This is a genomic window from Methylobacterium sp. NPDC097929, from assembly GCF_049543375.1.
Taxonomy (GTDB): domain Bacteria; phylum Pseudomonadota; class Alphaproteobacteria; order Rhizobiales; family Beijerinckiaceae; genus Methylobacterium.
In genome coordinates this window covers 1-18,103 of sequence record NZ_JBMVEP010000027.1, presented here as the reverse complement: position 1 = coordinate 18,103, position 18,103 = coordinate 1, and the positions used below count along the sequence as shown (strand labels likewise).

Genomic DNA, 18,103 nt, shown 5'->3' with positions numbered 1-18,103 from the left:
GCTCATAACCTGAAGGTCGCTGGTTCAAATCCAGCCCCCGCAACCAAACTCACACCCACACGCACACAACCCGACGCGGACCACACCGCACACACCCGCCCGCACGGCCCACGCCGCGCGGGCTTTCCTGCGTCCAGGCCACGCCCCCAAACCGCACAGGGCTACGCCGCGCCACCCCGGGGCGCGTGCGGAGCCAACCCCCCGCACGCACAGGCCGCCGAGTCGGCCCAGCCGACACGCCCCGCGTGAGGGGAGGGGGCTCACCCTGCTCAAGCTTGAGCGGGTGCGCCCATGTCGGAAGCGCCGCGCCCTGGATCGCTTCGGCTTCGCCTCGCGAGGACGAAATGGCGAAAAACTCCGGCCGAATGTCCCATACGGAAACAGCGAAAAACTCCGGCCGAGCGTCCCATGCAGAGATGGATGCTGGGGGCCGCTGGACAGATAGCTGGCCGGCCAGGCGTGCCCCCAACAGCCGAGACCCTTACATGTCCGCCGCTGCCGGACTGGTCCGGCGGTCAAGCGTGGACGGGCGCGCACGACCTCACCGAAAGCGTTGAGACGACCGCGTCATGCGCCGAGGCGGAGGTGCCTCGCTGTCTCTGCGTGAGTGTCCAGAATGCGAAGGATGTCGTCCGCCGGTTGCGGGCGGCCGAGATGATAGCCCTGCATGAACGGGCAGCCCATGGCCTGAAGCGTGCTCAGATCGTCCGCCGTCTCCACGCCCTCGGCGATGACTTCAAGGCCGAGCGCGCGCCCGAGCCCGAGCACCGCCTGAACCAACCCACGCTTGTCCTCCGCCTCGGACAGTCCCGTCACGAGGCTGCGGTCGATTTTCACACGGTCGGCCCGCAGTTGACGCAGGGAAGCGAGCGACGAGTAGCCGGTCCCGAAATCGTCGAGCGCCATGCGGATGCCGGCCCGCGACAGGGCCAGCAGCTTGCCCTGCACCGCCTCGATGTCGAGGGCGGTTTCCTCGGTGATCTCGATCTCCAGCCGCGCCGTCGGCACGCCGAGGGCGCGCAGACGCTCGAGCACGATCTCGTCGACCGCGATCTGCGCCATTTCCCGGGGCGAGACGTTCATGGCCACGGACAGGTCGGCCATACCGCGTTCCCGCAGGGTGCACAGCATGGCGCAGACCTGCTCCAGGATGAAGCGCAGCAGTGATTCCGTCAGGCCGGCCATGGCGGCGGCGGCGATCAGATCCGCGGGCGGCACCCAGCCGTGAACCGGATGGTGCCAGCGCACCAGCGCCTCCAGGCTCGTCACGCTGCGCCCCCCCCGGCCGAAGATCGGCTGGAACCAGACCTGCAGCGCGTTCTCGGCCAGGGCCTGCGACAGGCAGCGCTCGCAGTCGCGCCGCATCTCCAGGCGCCGGCTCAAGACCTCGTCGAACAGGTGGAAGCGGTTTCGGCCCGAATGCTTGGCCGCGTAGAGCGCTTCGTCGGCGCAGCTCAGGAGATGGGTCAGGCTGTCGACCGTCACATCGCAGATGCCGATGCTCACGCCGACCCGACCGGCATCGAAGGATTCGAACGGTTCGGCCACGGTCCGGATCAGGCGATCGGCAAGCGCGGCCGGACTCTCGACCGTGTGCAGGGTGTCGTAGACGATCGCGAACTCGTCGCCCCCCAGGCGCGCGGCGTCGCATGTGACCGGCAGGGCGGCCCGGATGCGCCGGGCAACCTCCCGGAGGACGCGGTCGCCGGTGCTGTGGCCGTAGACGTCGTTCACCGACTTGAAGCCGTCGAGGTCCAGCATCATCAGGCAGACCGCTTCGCCCTGCGCCCGCCGCTCCTCGAGCCGCTGGACGAAGCCGGCCCGGTTCAGGAGGCCGGTGAGGCCGTCATGCATCGCCCGCCCACGCATCTCCTCGGCCAGGGCGCTGGCGCTGGCATGGGCTGCCCGGCGCGCCTCCGCGAGCGCGGTCGCCTCGTTCTTCAGGCGGCTCGTCTCGCGGAAACCGCGCTCGGTCGCGATGCTGCTGCGGACCAGGGCGACGAAGTACAGCAGGACGGTCGCCGCGAGGCAGATCCGATCGAAGCCGCCGGCTGCCATGAGGCAGGCCGCGACCGAGAACAGAGGCGGCGTGATGAAGCAGATCGGGATACGGGCGTAGGCGATGCCGTGCATCACCGCCCCCGCCGTGATGCCGCAGGTGACGGTGAGATAAAAAAGGGTCTGCTCGGAGGTGTAGCCCGCGCACAGGATCGGCAGGAAGGCCCAGACGGAGCCGGAGAGCAGCCCGGCGAGGCAGGCCAGCCGCAGGTGCCGGTCGATCGAGCGGGCGGCAGCCTCGGAGGACAGGGCCTCGTTCGGTGCCATTGCCAGGCCCGGGCAAGGGGTGCGGCACAGCCACAGCCGCAGGAGATTGACCAGGGTCGAGGCTGCGAACCACGCGGCGCCCAGCGCCCCATGACCGGAATGGGCCGCCACAAGGAAGCTCGCGAGACCGAGCAGCATGTTGATCGGCAAGGCCTGCCGCACGCTCGCGCGCACCGCATCGAGCTGATCGCGGCGGATCAGCCTGTCGAGATGGGGCCCGGCGCTTGGGAGGGGGCGCATGGGGGCGAGCCTGAATCAGACGCCTCGGAGGTGAAGCACAGTGGCCTTACCGGCAAAGACGTAACAGATGGTTGAAATCAGCTGCCCCGGAGCCTCCTCGGCTCACAATGCGGCCGTCGACCGATGCGTCGTATCGGGCTCTTGTTTGTCGTCATCGACCGACGACTTGAGCGCATAGGCATCATTCTCAGGTTATCAGGGGCAAGAGCCTCGGACGGAAGCGCCCGAGGGCGATGCGACTTGCCGCCCGCGCCGCGTGCCATCGCTCGCGGGCGCGGATCAGACCTTCTTGCGCAGCGGGCGCACGAAGCTGCCCGCCTGCGCCGCGAAACCGGTCGCGTTGCAGAATTCGGGCAGGCCGTTGCCCTCGACGGGAGCGAGAAGCTGGAGCTCTCCGCATCCCGCCATGCGTGCGGCTTGCGAGGCGGCCTTCAGCAACTGGCGCCCGATGCCGCGGCGGCGCGCATCGGGGCCGACCAGCAGCAGCGTGATCTGCGCAACGGGCGAGGCCTGCTCCAGCACCGGGTACCAGTGTAGCACCACGATCCCGCTCGGCGGTCCCCATTCCAGCGCGAGCAGCGCCATGCCGTGCGCGTAGCGAAGGCGGTCGAGCTGCTCGGCCAGGACGTGCGAGCCGACGGGATGACCGGCATCGCGCATCAGCTCGGCCAGCCCCGGCGCGTCGACCGGTGCCGCGGTGCGGATCTCCAGGCCGTAGCGGTTACCCAACCCTGTCTCCGTTCGATGCCCAGGCCGCGCCAGCGATATCGCGTCCGGTTGTCCGACGGGAATGGCGGCGTGAGGCCCAATACGCAGGCGACGACCAACGATCGCGCGGAGCGGAACGGCGCCCGCTGGGATTTTCGGTCAGTACGGTCGCACAAGCTCGGGTCCCACCGAATGAGAGCGATGGGCAGTGACAGGACCATTCGGACAAAAAAATAAGCCCCTTCGGGGGCTTATGGTGCCGGTGGCGCTCCCAAGGGGAATCGAACCCCTGTTTTCGCCGTGAGAGGGCGACGTCCTAGACCGCTAGACGATGGGAGCTTCCGGCCCGACGGGGGTTCGTATAGCGAGGCATTCCGGCCCCCGCAAGCGCTTTCCGGGGCGAAAGAGACGAGAATTCCCATCGTGTCCCCCAAGGTGCTTCCCGAGTTGCCTTCCGCGCCGCTTCCCACGCCGTCCGGCGCGAACGAGGAGCGCAGCGTCGTGCTCGACGAGGCCGCCCTGCGCGAGCGGCTCGACCGCGCGCTGGCGCGCAGCTTCGACGATCTGTCCCGCGCCCGGCTCCAGGCACTGGTGCGCGACGGGCTCGTGCGCTGCGACGGGGCGGTGGTGCGCGATCCCGCGCGCAAGGTCGCCGCAGGCAGCCGGCTCGACCTCAGCCTGCCCGCGCCGCTGCCCGCCGAACCCCGGGGCGAGGCGCTGCCGCTCACCGTGGTGCACGAGGACGAGGATCTCATCGTCATCGACAAGCCGGCCGGGCTCGTCGTGCATCCGGCGGCCGGGCACGAGGACGGGACGCTCGTGAACCGGCTGATCGCCCATTGCGGCGCCAGTCTGTCCGGAATCGGCGGCGTGTGCCGGCCCGGCATCGTCCACCGGCTCGACAAGGACACGAGCGGTCTGTTGGTGGTGGCCAAGAACGATCTCGCGCATCAGGGCCTCTCGGCCCAGTTCGCCGACCACGGCCGCAGCGGCGCCCTGGAGCGGGCCTATCTCGCCCTGGTCTGGGGCGTGCCGGAGCCGCGCGGCGGCACCATCCGGGCCAGCCTCGCCCGCTCGCGGCACAACCGCGAGAAGATCGCCGTGGTGCGCGAGGGCGAGGGGCGAGAGGCGATCACCCATTACCGCGTCGAGTCCTCGCCCGACGCGGCGGGCGTCACGGCCTTGGTCCGCTGCCAGCTGGAGACGGGGCGCACTCACCAGATCCGGGTACATCTGAGCCACCGCGGCCACCCGCTCCTGGGGGACCGGACCTATGGCGGCGCCTTCAAGACCAAGGCGGCCCTGCTCGCCGAACCCGCCCGTGCCGCCCTCGACCGGCTCGGCCGTCAGGCTTTGCACGCGGTCGAACTCGGCTTCCTCCATCCCCGCACGGGCGAGCGACTGCGCTTCGAGAGCGCATTGCCGCAGGATTTTGCCGATCTGCTCGCCGCCCTGTCGTGAGGACAGGCAACAAGGTGCGTTTCGGCACTGCGACCCCTGCGCACCCGTGAGAGGTTAAACCCGGACTCCGGTTCGTGCGTTGAGACCCCGCGTGAACAGCGTTTGGCCGCTACCGGGCATTACGAATTCCCTTATACAGATGGGAAGCGGCATGGCCGGCTCAAGAGAGCGGCCTTTCGCTTGGGGCCCGCCCGACAGGGGGGCTGTTGAAGGAGGTGCACATGGCCGGCGCTCTGCCCGTGCTCGCCAATGAGGGAGGCCTTTCGCGCTACCTCGATGAGATCCGCAAGTTCCCGATGCTGGAACCGGCGGAGGAATTCACCCTTGCCAAGAGCTGGCGTGACGAGGGGGACCGCGAGGCGGCCCACCGTCTCGTGACCTCTCACCTGCGCCTCGTGGCCAAGATCGCCATGGGCTATCGCGGCTACGGCCTGCCGATCAGCGAGGTGGTGTCGGAGGGCAATGTCGGCCTGATGCAGGCGGTCAAGCGCTTCGATCCGGACAAGGGCTTCCGGCTGGCCACCTACGCGATGTGGTGGATCAAGGCGGCGATCCAGGAATACATCCTGCGCTCGTGGTCCCTCGTGAAGATGGGCACCACCGCCAACCAGAAGAAGCTGTTCTTCAACCTGCGCAAGGCCAAGGGCCGCATCTCGGCTCTCGACGAGGGCGACCTGCGTCCCGATCAGGTCAAGCAGATCGCCACCTCGCTCGGCGTGCCCGAGCAGGACGTGGTGGACATGAACCGCCGCCTCTCCGGCGACACCTCGCTCAACGCGCCCTTGCGCGAGGAGGGCGAGGGCGAGTGGCAGGATTGGCTGGTGGACAACAGCCCGAGCCAGGAGACCGTGCTTGCCGGCGAGGAGGAGGGGCGCAACCGCCTCTCGGCCCTGCGCGACGCGCTCGGCGTGCTGAACCCGCGCGAGCGGCGCATCTTCGAGGCGCGGCGGCTGGCCGACGATCCGATCACCCTGGAGGATCTCTCCGGCGAGTTCGGCGTCTCCCGCGAGCGCGTGCGCCAGATCGAGGTGCGCGCCTTCGAGAAGGTTCAGGAGGCGGTCAAGCGCAACCTCGCCACCCGCGAGCTGCCCCGAACCGAAGCGCGGATTTCTTAGACAGAGCGTCGCTCTCGAAACGAAGCGGTCAGGCCGCCGGCGCGATTCGATCGCGCCGGCGGCCTTTTTCGTGGCGAATGGTCGTCCGCTTCTGCGAGGATCGTCCGTCTCAGACGATCTCGGATTGATCGCTTGGTCTCTTCCCTCGTCCTTGCGAGGCTCAGCGAAAGCAATCCAGGGCTCCGTACCTTCCGGACAGGTCGCGCTCCGCGTCGCGTCGGCTCCGCCTCGCGATGACGGAGAGAGGCGAAGGCCGAGGCGATGGACCGGAGAGGAAATCAGACGAGGAGCGGGGAAGGGGATGTGGCGGGGCGGTGCAGGGCCGCGGTGAACCGCTGCGGCAGGTCCAGGACCGCCGCGGCGGGGCCGTGAAGAGCGGGCGCCTCGGAACGGCCCGCCGGCTTCGGCATCGCCAGGACGGTCTTCAGGGTCGGCGTCACCGGGATGCCCGTGCCGAGGCCCGGCCAGGCGAATTCGGGATTGGTGCTGTGCCAGGCATGCGGCACGACGTAATCGGTCTCCAGGTCGAGCCGGGAGTTGAAGAGCCCGAACAGGTCGTACTGCCCCATGATGTCGAACACGTCGTAGAAGGGTTCCGGCATGCCGATCTTGGCGCTGACGGTGACGATGCGGCTCGCCGCGGCGAGGGCAGCGGCCCGCTCGCCGGTCTCCGAGACGAGGGCGTAGAGCGCCTCGGAAATCACGAGGTTGCCCTTGGAATGCCCGATCAGGAGGTCGGGCGCGAAGCGCTCGTCCTTCAGGAGTGCCAGCACGGTGCGGGTATCCTCGCTGGTCCGCACCCAGTGCAGCGCCTCGCTGCGCTCCAGACTCGCCTGCGAGCGCAGGAAGGAGCGCGACAGGGCCTGCGAGGCCGTGTCGAGGGATTCGAAGACGTGCCGGAGGCTGTTGAGGCCCCCGAAGAAGAAGAACCCGCCCAGGGCCTCCGTCAGCACGTCGGCGAGGCCGTATCCGGAGACGACCGCCGCCACAGGCTTGCCGAGGGCGTCGGCGACGTTGCGGGCGAAGGCCGCCGCGCCGAGGGATGAACTGCCGACGCCGGCCACCGCCAGGGCCGCGGTTGCAGGCCCCTGTTCGAGGAACGCGTCCACGCTGCGGAAGACCGACAGCGCACCCGCACCCGTGGGCGGCACGAGCAGGATGTCGCCTTCGCGGACGATCGAGGCGGCCAGGGCGCGAGTCTCTTCCTGCGTGACGCCGGCCACATCGTAGAAGAGCACGTCGAGCGCCGCGTTGCGGCCCTGATAGGCGTTGAGGGCGAGGGTGCGCAGCGGGTTGTCGGCGAGCTTCTTGGGAAGCACCCGCGCCCGTTCGCGCTGGACCTCCCCGAGTTTGGCAAGGGTCTCACCGGCAAGCAGGGGCATGGCTGTCGTCTCCCTCGGCATCGAGGCGGGCGACGACCGTCGGCCTGGGCATGATGCCGTGATGCACCGCAGCGTGGCACGATTCTGCAACCCAGGGAAGAATGCGCAAGCGGCGCCGCCGACCCAAACGCGGCGCTTTGTCAGGCGTCAGGGTCGCGGCGCTCGGATCGGAGCGCGTTTCCCGATCACCGCCGCGAAGCGCGCGTCAGTGCCGGGAAGAGATGATCCCGGCGAGGCGCGCGTCTCAAGTATCGTCCCGAAAGGTGGCCGCCGGCTTTCGGAAAAAAGTCGATGCGAAACAAGAGGCTAGACCATCGTGCCGGATACGGTATCCGGCACGATGGTCTAGTTCTGCCACTGCGCGAAGGCGTTCTGCACCGCCTGGGCGCCGGCATTGCCCTTCTCGAAGGTGATCACCGCGCGCTGGCCGGAGCTGTAGGTCAGGGCTAGATCGAGCCAGTTCCGGTGCAGCAGCAACTCGGAATTCCGGTCCACGTCGCTCTTGAGCGAGGAGAGGCCGATCAGGAACAGGTTCTCGCGCACGCGCACCGGCAGGCCCGAGACGGGCGAGCCGCGGGCAGCCTCCTCGTCCTTGAGCTGGAGCAGCCCGATATTCTGCACCGCACGCTTGGCCCCCGCCTCGCCGGTGTTGCTGAAGGCGAGTTCGATCGTGTGCGAGGCCGGAAGCGTCGCGTCGAGGTTCTTGCGCATGGTCATCACCAGCGAGAGCCCCGCTTCCGGGAAGTCGACGGTCACGCGCAGGGCCGTCTGCAAGGGCTCGCCCTGGGCGCCGTTCACGGCCTCCAGCCGCCAAACGGCGTGGCCGTTCGACGAACTCGGCTGGGCGCGGTTGTCGCCGGTATTCTCCTCGTAGAGGATCGCCCGCTGCGCGACGGTCACGTCCGGCTGCGCCGGGGCGCTGCCCTGCACGGGCGGCTTCGGGCGCGCCTCGGGCTCGCCGCGCTCGCCCCCGACCCGGTCCGCGAATTTCGCGTCCGGTTGCTCGACCGGCCTCTCCTGCTCGGCCGCGTTCTGCGCGAGATCGGAGGGCCGGTCGCGCAGGAAGAAAGCCGCCACGGCGATCAGCGCGATCACCGCCGCCAGCACGCCGCCGACGAAGAGATTGCGCAGGAGGCGTGAGCGGTTCTCAGGAGGCGCCACCACATCGATGCGGGGACGCTGGCGCCCGTTGCCGGCCTCGGCGGAACCGTTGGTCTCCGGGGCCGCGGGATCGGCAGCCTCGGCCTCCGATGCGGGCGCGGCGGGAATGAACCCGTCCGGCGCCTCCGGGATCGGCTCGGGCTTGACGGCCTCGTCCGGCCGCGAGCGCCGGGGCGGGGCCATGAAGGGCACCGTCTCGGCCGGCGGCTTCGGCTCCGCCGGCGCGGATTCCGGCAGGATGCCGGCCGGGACGGAGGCGGCGGGCAGAGAGAGCGGCTCGCCCGGCTCCTGCGGCGGCTCCGGCTCGGGCAGGCTCGGCGGCAGAGGATCGGGCGAGAGCGGTTCCGGGGCGGGCGGCTCGGGGGGCGCTGCGAAGGGCGGGGGAGGGGCTGCCTCCCTGGGCGGCTCCTTGGGAGCCTCCGCCACGGCGGGCGGCTCGCCGTACTCGACCTCGAGCCGGGCGATCGCCGTATCGAGGGCTTGGCGCTCCAGGTCGATATCCGCCTCGGGCACGGGCGGGTCGAGGGAGCGCAGCTGCGCGATCAGGGCGCTGCGCGCACGCTCGTACACCGCCCGGCGCAGGGCGGGAGATCGGTCGGGCAGGGCGTCGAGCGCGCGTGCCAGCAACGGATAATAGTCGGCCATCGTGCCCGGATCTGCCTGTCCCTACCCGCCGTTCCGGACGCTCAATCCTCGAAGGGGTTGTGCATGAGGATGGTGTCGTCGCGCTCCGGAGAGGTGGAGAGCAGCGCCACCGGCGCCCCGATCAGCTCCTCGATCCGGCGCACGTACTTGATCGCCTGCGCCGGCAGGTCGGCCCAGGAGCGGGCGCCCGCCGTGGTGCCGCTCCAGCCGGGGATCGTCTCGTAGACCGGCACGGCGCGCTGCTGCGCCGCCTGGCTCGCGGGGAGATGGTCGAAGCGCTGCCCGTCGACATCATAGGCGGTGCAGACCCGGATCTCCTCGAAGCCGTCGAGCACGTCGAGCTTGGTCAGGGCGATGCCGTCGATGCCGGAGGTCTGCACGGTCTGGCGCACGAGGCAGGCATCGAACCAGCCGCAGCGGCGCTTGCGGCCGGTGACGGTGCCGAATTCGTGGCCGCGCTCGCCGATGCGCTGGCCGATCTCGTCGTGCAGCTCGGTCGGGAACGGGCCCTCGCCGACGCGGGTGGTGTAGGCCTTAGCGATGCCGAGCACGTAGCCGATGGCCCGCGGCCCCAGGCCCGAGCCGGTCGCCGCCTGTCCCGCCACCGTGTTGGAGGAGGTCACGAAGGGGTAGGTGCCGTGATCGACGTCGAGCAGCGCGCCCTGCGCGCCCTCGAACAGGATGCGCTTGCCGCCCCGGCGCGCCTCGTCCAGCAAGCGCCAGACGGTGTCCTGATAGGGCAGCACCCGCTCGGCGATCCTCGTCAGCTCGTCGAGGATCGTCTGCTCGGAGATTTCCTCGAGGGCGAAGCCGCGGCGCAGAGCGTTGTGGTGGGCGAGCAGCCGCTCGATCTTCGGTGGCAGGGTCTCGGGCTCGGCCAGATCCATCAGGCGGATCGCGCGGCGACCGACCTTGTCCTCGTAGGCCGGGCCGATGCCGCGCTTGGTCGTGCCGATCTTGGTGCCGGGTGCCCCGTCCTCGCGCAGGGCGTCGAGTTCGCGGTGCAGCGAGAGGATCAGGGTGGCGTTGTCAGCCACGCGAAGGTTGTCGCGCGTCACCGTCACGCCCTGGCCGGCGAGGCGGTCGATCTCGGAGGCCAGCGCGTAGGGGTCGAGCACCACGCCGTTGCCGATCACGCCGAGCGTGTTCGGGCGGACCACGCCCGAGGGCAGCAGGGAGAGCTTGTAGACCGCGTTGCCGACCACCAGCGTGTGGCCGGCATTGTGACCGCCCTGGAAGCGGACGACGACGTCGGCCTGCTCCGAGAGCCAGTCGACGATCTTGCCCTTGCCCTCGTCGCCCCACTGGGCGCCTACGACGACGACGTTCGCCATGCGCGTCTGACCTGTCTCGAACTCGCTGGCGCGGGCGCCAAGCGGTTGCGCCACGCGCGAAAACCCCGGCCATCGGGTCGGGGATCGGGCATACGGGCGCGTCTTCGGCGATCTGGGCAGGCAGGTCAAGCGACGGGCAGACCTGCATTGGGGAGCGCAGCCCGCGTCAACGAGAAAGTGGCGCGGGTGGCGTGCCTGTCCGGTCTACTTGGCGTTGCCCGGCGGTTTGATGACCGGCGTCGAGTTCGGCATCGGCTCCGGCGCGATCGTCCGGATCTCGGAATCGACGCCCGCAGGCGGCTTGATCACGCCGTCCGACTTCTCCAGCTTCTCGCTCAGCGTGCTGCCGGTGGTGTCGCTCTCCGGCCGGACCTTCTCCGGCACCTGCTCCTGCGGGCTCGGCAGCTTTGGGTCCCGGTCCTGCCCGCGCTGCGGCACGGACGGGTCCTGCGCCAGGGCCGCCGTGGTCATCAGGCCGGCGAGCAGCGCGGCGGCGCGAAGGGTGTTCTTCCTCAAGGTCATGCTGTCCTCGAAACGGTTTCGAGGACCAACGGGGGCGCGCCCCAACCCGTTCCTGGCAGGCTCCGGGCCGGTTACGGGCCGGCGCCCTCGGCGAAGGCGAAGTAGAGTTCGCGCAACCGCCGCGCGACCGGGCCGGGCCGCCCGTCCCCGAGGGCCTTGCCGTCGATCTCGACCACCGGCATCACGAAGGCCGAGGCCGAGGTGTAGAAGGCCTCTGCCGCCTCGCTCAATTCGCGCACGTTGATCAGCCGCTCCTCGAAGGGGCGGCCGGTCCCCTGGGCCAGCGCCACCACCGCCTTGCGGGTGATGCCGGGCAGGATCGCGTTGGAGAGCGGGCGCGTCACCAGCGCACCGGCCTGCGTCACGATGAAGACGGTGGAGGACGAACCCTCGGTCACGACGCCGTCCTCGACCATGAAGGCTTCCGCCACCCCGGCCTCCGACGCCTGCTGCTTGGCCAGGACCTGGGCGAGCAGGGCGATCGACTTGATGTCCCGCCGCTTCCAGCGCAGGTCCGGCACGGTGATGGCCCGCGCGCCGGACTCGGCCAACGGGTTGTTCACGATCGCCTTTTCCTGGGTGAACATCACCACGGTCGGCGCCACGTCTCCCTTGGGGAAGGAGAAGTCGCGCTCGGCCGCGCCGCGCGTCACCTGGATGTAGACGAGGCCCTCGCGCACGCCGTTCCTTGCCACGAGTTCCGTCTCCAGCCGCTCCCATTCCTCGGCGGAGTGAGGATTGCGGATGCCGATTTCGGAGAGCGAGCGGTCGAGCCGGGCCAGATGCGCGGCATTGTCCACGAGGCGGCCGTGCAGCACGGCCGCCACCTCGTAGATCCCATCGGCGAACAGGAAGCCGCGGTCCATCACCGGCAGGCGCGCCTCGTCCAGGGGCAGGAAGGCGCCGTTGAGGTAGGCGGTTCGGGTCATCGGCTGGCTCGTGGTCGATCGGCTGGACGGCGCGAAGCAGGTTCCGTGCTGGAAGCCGCGTCAGGCTTCCCCGAACACGCGGGTGAAGATCGTGTCGACGTGCTTGAGGTGGTAGCCGAGGTCGAAGCACTCCTCGATCTGCTCGGGCTTGAGCACGGCGGTCACCTCCGGGTCGGCCTTGAGCAGGGTGAGGAAGTCGCCCTCGCCGCGCCAGACCGGCATCGCGTTGCGCTGGACCAGCCGGTAGGAATCCTCCCGCGAGAGGCCGCCCTGGGTCAGCGCCAGCAGCACGCGCTGCGAGTGGACGAGGCCGCCGAGCCGGTCGAGGTTCTTCTGCATCTGCTCGGGGTAGACCAGCAGCTTGTCGATCACGCCGGTCATCCGGGCGAGCGCGAAGTCGAGGGTCACGGTGGCGTCCGGGCCGATCATCCGCTCGACCGAGGAGTGCGAGATGTCCCGCTCGTGCCAGAGCGCGACGTTCTCCAGCGCCGGGGTCACGTAGCCGCGCACCATGCGCGCCAAGCCCGTGATGTTCTCGGTGAGGACGGGATTGCGCTTGTGCGGCATCGCCGAGGAGCCCTTCTGCCCCTCGGAGAAAAATTCTTCGGCTTCCAGCACTTCCGTGCGCTGCAGGTGGCGGACCTCGATCGCCAGCCGCTCCATCGAGCTGGCGATCACGCCGAGCACGGCGAAGAACATGGCGTGGCGGTCGCGCGGGATCACCTGGGTCGAGACCGGCTCCGGCGCCAAGCCCATCTGTTCGGCGACGTACTCCTCCACCCGCGGGTCGATGTTGGCGAAGGTGCCGACCGCGCCCGAGATCGCGCAGGTCGCGACCTCTTTCCGGGCGGCGATGAGCCGGTCCTTCGCTCGGGCGAACTCGGCATAGGCCTGAGCGAGCTTGAGGCCGAAGGTGACGGGCTCGGCGTGGATGCCGTGCGAGCGGCCGATGGTGGGGGTGAGCTTGTGCTCGAAGGCGCGCCGCTTCAGGGCGGCCAGTAGCGCGTCGAGATCCTTGATCAGGATGTCGGCGGCCTTGGTGAGCTGCACGTTGAGGCAGGTGTCGAGCACGTCGGACGAGGTCATGCCCTGGTGGACGAAGCGCGCCTCCGGCCCGACGATCTCGGCCAGATGCGTGAGGAAGGCGATCACGTCGTGCTTCGTCACCGCCTCGATCGCGTCGATGCGGGCGACATCGAAGCTCGCGTCGCGGCCCTTCTCCCAGACCGTGTCGGCGGCCTCCTTCGGCACGACGCCGATGCTGGCCAGGGCCGTGGTGGCGTGGGCCTCGATCTCGAACCAGATCCGGAACCGGCTCTCCGGCGACCAGATCGCGGCCATCTCGGGACGGGAGTAGCGGGGGATCATCTGTTTCTCGCCTCGACTCGGGGACGCGTCTGTTGCTGATGCGGCGCCTAGCATGGGGCGGGGAGGAGCGTAAACGCGAGCGGCGGCAGCGCCGCCGTGCAGGGGCGACATCGACGCTGCAGCGGCGATGGGACAAGATGGGCGGCGCGCCCTATGGGATGGAACGAACGTCCGACACCCGCCTGCGGAGACGACCATGGCCGAGACAGCCTCGAACCGCGCCTTCATTCCCCTCGCCATCGCCGTGCTGACGGTCTCCGACACGCGCACCCTCGCCGACGACCGGTCCGGCGACACCCTGGCTGCGCGGATCACGGAGGCCGGCCACCGGCTCGCCGACCGGGACATCGTGCCGGACGAGGTCGTGTCCATCCGCGAGAAGATCGAGGGCTGGATTCATGATCCCGCCATCGACGTGATCATCACCACCGGCGGCACCGGCTTCACCGGGCGCGACGTGACGCCGGAGGCGATCGAGCCGCTGTTCGAGAAGCGCATGGACGGCTTCTCGGCGGTGTTCCACCGCATCTCCTACGACAAGATCGGCACCTCGACGCTGCAGTCGCGGGCCACCGCCGGCGTCGCGGCGGCGACCTACATCTTCGTGCTGCCGGGCTCGCCCGGCGCCTGCCGGGACGCCTGGGACGGCATCCTCGTGAGCCAGCTCGACTACCGCCACCGCCCCTGCAACTTCGTCGAGATCATGCCGCGCCTCGACGAGCACCTGCGCCGGGGCGCGTCGATCGGCGCCTGAGATGCCGCGACGGTTGCTGCGCCGCATCGATGAAGGGTGCACGCGCGAGAGGAACCGCCCTCGCAGCCGACGGTTGATGTCCCGGTCAAGTCCAATAAGATTCGGGAGACGTTCATGAAACAGGCGATCGGCCTCGCGGCCGCCCTTCTCGTCGGCGCCGCTGCCCTGAGCACGGCCGCCGTGGCTCAGAGCGGAAACACCACGCAGATGACCGGTTCGAACGCCACCGGCGTGAAGCCCGAGGGCAGCATGAACAAGATGTCCGGTTCCGGCGGTCAGATGAAGTCGAAGAAGATGAAGTCCAAGAAGAACAGGATGTGACGGCACGATGTGATCGGCTGACGGTCACACGGTCCCGGGGGCGCCATAGGGCGCCCTTTTTCGTTGCGGAGTCTTTTGTCTTGGTCGCGTGTCTCCTTCGGTCTGTCCTCGTCTCGGCCCTGCTGCTGGCCGTCTCGCCCGGGATGGGCCATGCCGCGCCGCGGGTCGATGCGAAGGCGCGGGCCTGGGTGGCCGGCGTGGTCAGCCGCATCGGCATGGCCGACCGGGCCGCGGCGCCGGGCCGCGGCGGCCAGGTGACGCTGCGGATGCGCATCGCCTCCGACGGTACGCTCGACCGCGTCGAGATCGAGGAGGGCCCGGCGCCCCTGGGCGAGCGCGCGACACGCGCCGTCCAGGCGGCCGCACCTTTTCCGCCGCCGCCCGCCGGGCTGCTGACGCTCGAAGGTTTCACCGAGTTGAGCTTCCCCCTCACGCTGCGGTGAGGCGATCGCGACGTCGCCTGTCATCGAATCGTCGCGGATGGGTCGGAAAGGCAGGGCTTCCGTTCGTCAGGAGAGCCGCGCTCCATGGACTTCCACCGCCGCTTCACCGTGCTGATGTGCACGCCCGCCTTCGATCCGGACGATCTGGAGGGCGCGCGGGTCGATCAGATCGTCGCGGCGGTCGAGAAGCGCGGCTTCGAGGTGGTGCGGGCGCGGCGCGTCGAGGATGCCTCGATCGCCGTGCAGACCGACTCGGCCGTCGGCTGCCTCGTGGTCGACTGGGGCAAGCGCGGTCTCGAGGGCAAGGCCGCAGCCCTCATCGACATGATGCGCCGGCGCGGCCTGGAGATGCCGATCGTCATCATGGTCCGCCGCAAGCGGCTGGAGGATATCCCCGTCGAGCTGCTCGACTTCATCGACGGCTACATCTTCCTGGCCGAAGAAACGCCCGAGTTCATCGCTCGCGGTCTCGTCTCCCGGGTGACGCAGTACGCCGACACGCTGAAGACGCCGTTCTTCGGCGCGCTGGTCGATTACGCCGAGGAGGGCAACCAGCTCTGGACCTGCCCCGGCCATAACGGCGGCATCTTCTACAACCGCTCGCCGATCGGCCGCATCTTCGTGGAGCATCTGGGCGAAGCGATCTTCCGCGACGACCTCGACAACTCGGTGCTCGATCTGGGCGACCTGCTGACCCACGAAGGGCCGGCCCTGAAGGCGCAGAAGGAAGCCGCCAAGATCTTCGGGGCGGAGAAGACCTACTTCGTCCTCAACGGCACCTCGGCCTCGAACAAGGTCGTGCTGGGCTCGCTGGTGGCCGAGGACGACCTCGTCCTGTTCGACCGCAACAACCACAAGGCCGCCCATCACGGCGCGCTGCTGCTCGCCGGCGGCATCCCGATCTTCCTGGAGACGGACCGCAACGCCTACGGCTTGATCGGGCCGATTTACCACGAGGCCCTGGACGAACAGCGGATTCGCGAAAAAATCCGCGACAACCCGCTGGTGAAGGACCGGGAGGCGTGGCGCAAGGAGCGCCCGTTCCGCTGCGCCGTGATCGAGCAATGCACCTATGACGGCACGATTTACGACGCGCAGGAACTCGTCGAGCGGATCGGCCACCTGTGCGACTACATCCTGTTCGACGAGGCCTGGGCGGGCTTCATGAAGTTCCACCCGCTCTACCAGCGCCGCTTCGCCATGGGCCTGACCGGACTCGACGAGACCTCGCCGGGCATCATCGCCACGCAATCGACCCACAAGCAGCTGGCGAGCTTCTCCCAGGCCTCGCAGATCCACACCCGCGACGGGCATATCCGCGGCCAGACCCGGCGCGTGGAGCACAAGCGCCTGAACGAGAGCTTCCTCGTCCACGCCTCGACCTCGCCGTTCTATCCCCTGTTCGCCTCGCTCGATGTCGGCGCGCAGATGATGAAGGGCCGCTCGGGCGTCGTGCTGTGGGACGACACGATCCGGCTCGGCATCGAGTGGCGGAAAAAAGCCCGCGCCATCCGCAAGGAATTCGAGGAGCGCGAGGCCGACCCGAAGCGGCGCTGGTTCTTCGACCCCTTCGTGCCCGACGTGGTGAAGGGGCCCGAAGGCACGGAAATCCCGTGGGAGGCGGTGCCGACCGACGCTCTGGCCGCCGATGCCCGCTACTGGGAGCTGACGCCGGGCGCCTCCTGGCACGGCTTCACCCATGTCGCGCCGGGCTTTGCCATCACCGACCCCAACAAGCTCACGGTGCTCACCCCCGGCTTCGACCGCAAGACCGGCGCCTATACCGAGCACGGCGTGCCGGCGCCGATCGTCGCGCAATACCTGCGCGAGAACCGGATCGTGCCGGAGAAGAACGATCTCAACTCGCTGCTCTTCCTGCTGACGCCGGGCGTCGAATCGTCCAAGGCCGGCACGCTGATCTCCGGCCTCGTCGCCTTCAAGCGCCTGCACGACGACAACGTGCCGCTCGAAGAGGCCATGCCGGAATTCGTCGCCCGCCGGCCCAAGCGCTACCGCGGCGTGGGCCTGCGCGATCTGTGCGCCGACTACCACGCCTTCCACCGCGAATCGGGCACCTCGGCGCTCCAGCGCAAGCAGTTCATGCCCGAGCACCTGCCGGAGATGGTGATGCCGCCGAAAGCCGCCGCGCAGATGCTGACGCGCAACCGGGTCGATTACGTGCCGATCGCGCAGGCCGAAGGGCGCATCGCCACCACCCTGATGCTGGTCTATCCCCCCGGCATCGGCACGGTTCTGCCCGGCGAGCGTCTGGATGAGCGGGCCAAGCCCATGCTCGACTACTTCAAGATGTTCGAGGCGGCGGCCAACCTGTTCCCCGGCTTCGAAGCGGAAATCCAGGGCGTCTACCGCGAGACCGATCCGGACGGGCGCATCCGCTTCCACACCTACGTCGTGCGCGAGGGCGCCTGATGGCTTCGGGCGCGGCGACCCGGCTCCCGAACGCCGCGCCGGGTGCGGAGGTGGTGATCCGGCCCTCGTCGGACGCCGACGTGCCGGCGATGATTGCGATCTACGAGCGCCATATCCGCCGGGGCGTGGGCGACACGGGCGACTTCGAGGAGGAGCGCCTGCTGCCCGACGAACTCAAGCGGCGGCGCAAGAACATGCGCAGCAAGCGCCTTCCCCATCTCGTGGCCGAGCGGGCTGGGCAGATCGCCGGCTACGCCTACGCCGTGCCCTTCCGCAAGCGCCCGGCCTACCGCTACACGCTCAAGCACTCGATCTACGTGCATCCCGACCACCTGCACGCGGGCATCGGGCGGCGCCTGTTGCCGGCGCTGATCGAGGCCTGCGCGGCGGGCGGCTACCGGCAGATGATCGGCTATATCGACGCCAGCAACGAGGCGTCCTTGCGCCTGCACGAGGCCTGCGGCTTCGTCCGCGTCGGCACCCTGCCGGCCATCGGCTACAAGTACGGCCGCTGGAGCGACAGCGTGATGGTGCAATGTCCCCTCGGCACCGGCGCGGAGGACCAGCCCTCGGCCTGGCACCCGCCGGGCCGAGCGAGTTCCTTCCCGCCGCGCACCGTCTGATGCGATTTCCGATTGATCGCCTCGGTCTCTGTCCCGCGTCATGGCGAGGCGAAGCCGTGGCCATCCAGGGCTCCGCACTGTCCGGATGGGTCACGCTCCGGGTCGCTTCGGCTCCGCCTCGCGATGACGGAACGGTGGGAAGGCCGAGGCGATCGACTAGTGCTCTGTCCCGCTTGCGGTGTGGGCTTGTTGGCGCGAGTCTCCTGTCTCTTGAAGTCAGGAGGGCGGCATGCACAAGCGCTACCGAGTGACGCTGACGGCTGAGGAGCGGACTGAACTGGATCGCCTGATTTCGCGGGGCAAAGCCGCGGCGCGCACGCTGGGCCATGCGCGCATGCTGCT

The 18,103-nt window shown here is 69.3% G+C and carries 15 protein-coding genes and 1 tRNA gene; 7 read left to right on the top strand and 9 right to left on the bottom strand.

Annotated elements, in window-relative coordinates; all coding sequences use genetic code 11:
• Window positions 1-567: 567 nt before the first annotated feature.
• From ACPCJR_RS26010 to ACPCJR_RS26000, 3 genes are all read right to left on the bottom strand, one after another.
• A complete protein-coding gene (locus tag ACPCJR_RS26010; protein WP_391516391.1) occupies window positions 568-2,565 on the bottom strand; it encodes a putative bifunctional diguanylate cyclase/phosphodiesterase in 1,998 nt (665 codons plus the stop codon).
• A gap of 279 nt (window positions 2,566-2,844) precedes the next feature.
• Entirely contained in the window at window positions 2,845-3,294 is a 450-nt protein-coding gene (locus ACPCJR_RS26005; RefSeq protein ID WP_391516389.1) for a GNAT family N-acetyltransferase, read from the bottom strand.
• Between the two features lie 242 nt (window positions 3,295-3,536).
• A tRNA-Glu gene (locus ACPCJR_RS26000) sits at window positions 3,537-3,612 on the bottom strand.
• Between the two features lie 84 nt (window positions 3,613-3,696).
• Here ACPCJR_RS26000 and ACPCJR_RS25995 point away from each other — a divergent pair.
• Together ACPCJR_RS25995 and rpoH are read left to right on the top strand one after the other, a co-directional pair.
• Window positions 3,697-4,734, top strand: coding sequence for an RluA family pseudouridine synthase (locus ACPCJR_RS25995; protein WP_391516387.1), 1,038 nt, complete (start codon window positions 3,697-3,699; stop codon window positions 4,732-4,734).
• Between the two features lie 221 nt (window positions 4,735-4,955).
• Window positions 4,956-5,849, top strand: a complete 894-nt coding sequence (gene rpoH, locus ACPCJR_RS25990) for an RNA polymerase sigma factor RpoH (RefSeq protein ID WP_391516386.1) — start codon at window positions 4,956-4,958, stop codon at window positions 5,847-5,849.
• 278 nt (window positions 5,850-6,127) lie between these two features.
• Here rpoH and ACPCJR_RS25985 read toward each other — a convergent pair whose 3' ends face one another.
• From ACPCJR_RS25985 to purB, 6 genes are all read right to left on the bottom strand, one after another.
• Window positions 6,128-7,231 (bottom strand): hypothetical protein, encoded by a 1,104-nt coding sequence (locus tag ACPCJR_RS25985; RefSeq protein WP_391516385.1) that lies wholly within the window; start codon window positions 7,229-7,231, stop codon window positions 6,128-6,130.
• A 345-nt stretch (window positions 7,232-7,576) separates the two neighbouring features.
• Entirely contained in the window at window positions 7,577-9,037 is a 1,461-nt protein-coding gene (locus ACPCJR_RS25980) for a histidine kinase (protein WP_391516383.1), read from the bottom strand.
• A 41-nt stretch (window positions 9,038-9,078) separates the two neighbouring features.
• Complete coding sequence (locus ACPCJR_RS25975; RefSeq protein ID WP_391516393.1) at window positions 9,079-10,371, bottom strand: adenylosuccinate synthase; 1,293 nt, start codon at window positions 10,369-10,371, stop codon at window positions 9,079-9,081.
• Between the two features lie 204 nt (window positions 10,372-10,575).
• Entirely contained in the window at window positions 10,576-10,893 is a 318-nt protein-coding gene (locus ACPCJR_RS25970) for a hypothetical protein (protein WP_391516382.1), read from the bottom strand.
• A gap of 71 nt (window positions 10,894-10,964) precedes the next feature.
• Window positions 10,965-11,822: a D-amino-acid transaminase gene (locus ACPCJR_RS25965; RefSeq protein ID WP_391516380.1), complete on the bottom strand. Its 858-nt coding sequence runs from the start codon at window positions 11,820-11,822 to the stop codon at window positions 10,965-10,967.
• A gap of 60 nt (window positions 11,823-11,882) precedes the next feature.
• Window positions 11,883-13,190, bottom strand: a complete 1,308-nt coding sequence (purB, locus tag ACPCJR_RS25960; protein ID WP_391516378.1) for an adenylosuccinate lyase — start codon at window positions 13,188-13,190, stop codon at window positions 11,883-11,885.
• A 196-nt stretch (window positions 13,191-13,386) separates the two neighbouring features.
• Between purB and moaB the strand changes: the two genes are divergently transcribed.
• The 5 genes from moaB to ACPCJR_RS25935 all read left to right on the top strand — a co-directional run bounded on the left by moaB (window position 13,387) and on the right by ACPCJR_RS25935 (window position 17,761).
• On the top strand, window positions 13,387-13,944 hold the full coding sequence (gene moaB, locus ACPCJR_RS25955; RefSeq protein WP_391516377.1) for a molybdenum cofactor biosynthesis protein B: 558 nt from the start codon (window positions 13,387-13,389) through the stop codon (window positions 13,942-13,944).
• A gap of 114 nt (window positions 13,945-14,058) precedes the next feature.
• Window positions 14,059-14,265, top strand: a complete 207-nt coding sequence (locus tag ACPCJR_RS25950) for a hypothetical protein (protein ID WP_391516376.1) — start codon at window positions 14,059-14,061, stop codon at window positions 14,263-14,265.
• Between the two features lie 80 nt (window positions 14,266-14,345).
• Window positions 14,346-14,708 (top strand): TonB family protein, encoded by a 363-nt coding sequence (locus ACPCJR_RS25945; RefSeq protein WP_391516374.1) that lies wholly within the window; start codon window positions 14,346-14,348, stop codon window positions 14,706-14,708.
• An 84-nt stretch (window positions 14,709-14,792) separates the two neighbouring features.
• On the top strand, window positions 14,793-17,138 hold the full coding sequence (locus tag ACPCJR_RS25940) for an Orn/Lys/Arg decarboxylase N-terminal domain-containing protein (RefSeq protein WP_391516373.1): 2,346 nt from the start codon (window positions 14,793-14,795) through the stop codon (window positions 17,136-17,138).
• Entirely contained in the window at window positions 17,138-17,761 is a 624-nt protein-coding gene (locus ACPCJR_RS25935) for a GNAT family N-acetyltransferase (RefSeq protein ID WP_391516371.1), read from the top strand. The genes ACPCJR_RS25940 and ACPCJR_RS25935 overlap by 1 nt, the downstream gene beginning before the upstream one ends.
• Window positions 17,762-18,103 lie beyond the last annotated feature (342 nt).

Coding starts and splice junctions, on each gene's coding strand:
- ACPCJR_RS26010 (WP_391516391.1), bottom strand. CDS start 2,565: ATGCGCCCCCTCCCAAGCGCCGGGCCCCATCTCGACAGGCTGATCCGC.
- rpoH (WP_391516386.1), top strand. CDS start 4,956: ATGGCCGGCGCTCTGCCCGTGCTCGCCAATGAGGGAGGCCTTTCGCGC.
- ACPCJR_RS25985 (WP_391516385.1), bottom strand. CDS start 7,231: ATGCCCCTGCTTGCCGGTGAGACCCTTGCCAAACTCGGGGAGGTCCAG.
- ACPCJR_RS25980 (WP_391516383.1), bottom strand. CDS start 9,037: ATGGCCGACTATTATCCGTTGCTGGCACGCGCGCTCGACGCCCTGCCC.
- ACPCJR_RS25975 (WP_391516393.1), bottom strand. CDS start 10,371: ATGGCGAACGTCGTCGTCGTAGGCGCCCAGTGGGGCGACGAGGGCAAG.
- ACPCJR_RS25970 (WP_391516382.1), bottom strand. CDS start 10,893: ATGACCTTGAGGAAGAACACCCTTCGCGCCGCCGCGCTGCTCGCCGGC.
- ACPCJR_RS25965 (WP_391516380.1), bottom strand. CDS start 11,822: ATGACCCGAACCGCCTACCTCAACGGCGCCTTCCTGCCCCTGGACGAG.
- purB (WP_391516378.1), bottom strand. CDS start 13,190: ATGATCCCCCGCTACTCCCGTCCCGAGATGGCCGCGATCTGGTCGCCG.
- moaB (WP_391516377.1), top strand. CDS start 13,387: ATGGCCGAGACAGCCTCGAACCGCGCCTTCATTCCCCTCGCCATCGCC.
- ACPCJR_RS25950 (WP_391516376.1), top strand. CDS start 14,059: ATGAAACAGGCGATCGGCCTCGCGGCCGCCCTTCTCGTCGGCGCCGCT.
- ACPCJR_RS25940 (WP_391516373.1), top strand. CDS start 14,793: ATGGACTTCCACCGCCGCTTCACCGTGCTGATGTGCACGCCCGCCTTC.
- ACPCJR_RS25935 (WP_391516371.1), top strand. CDS start 17,138: ATGGCTTCGGGCGCGGCGACCCGGCTCCCGAACGCCGCGCCGGGTGCG.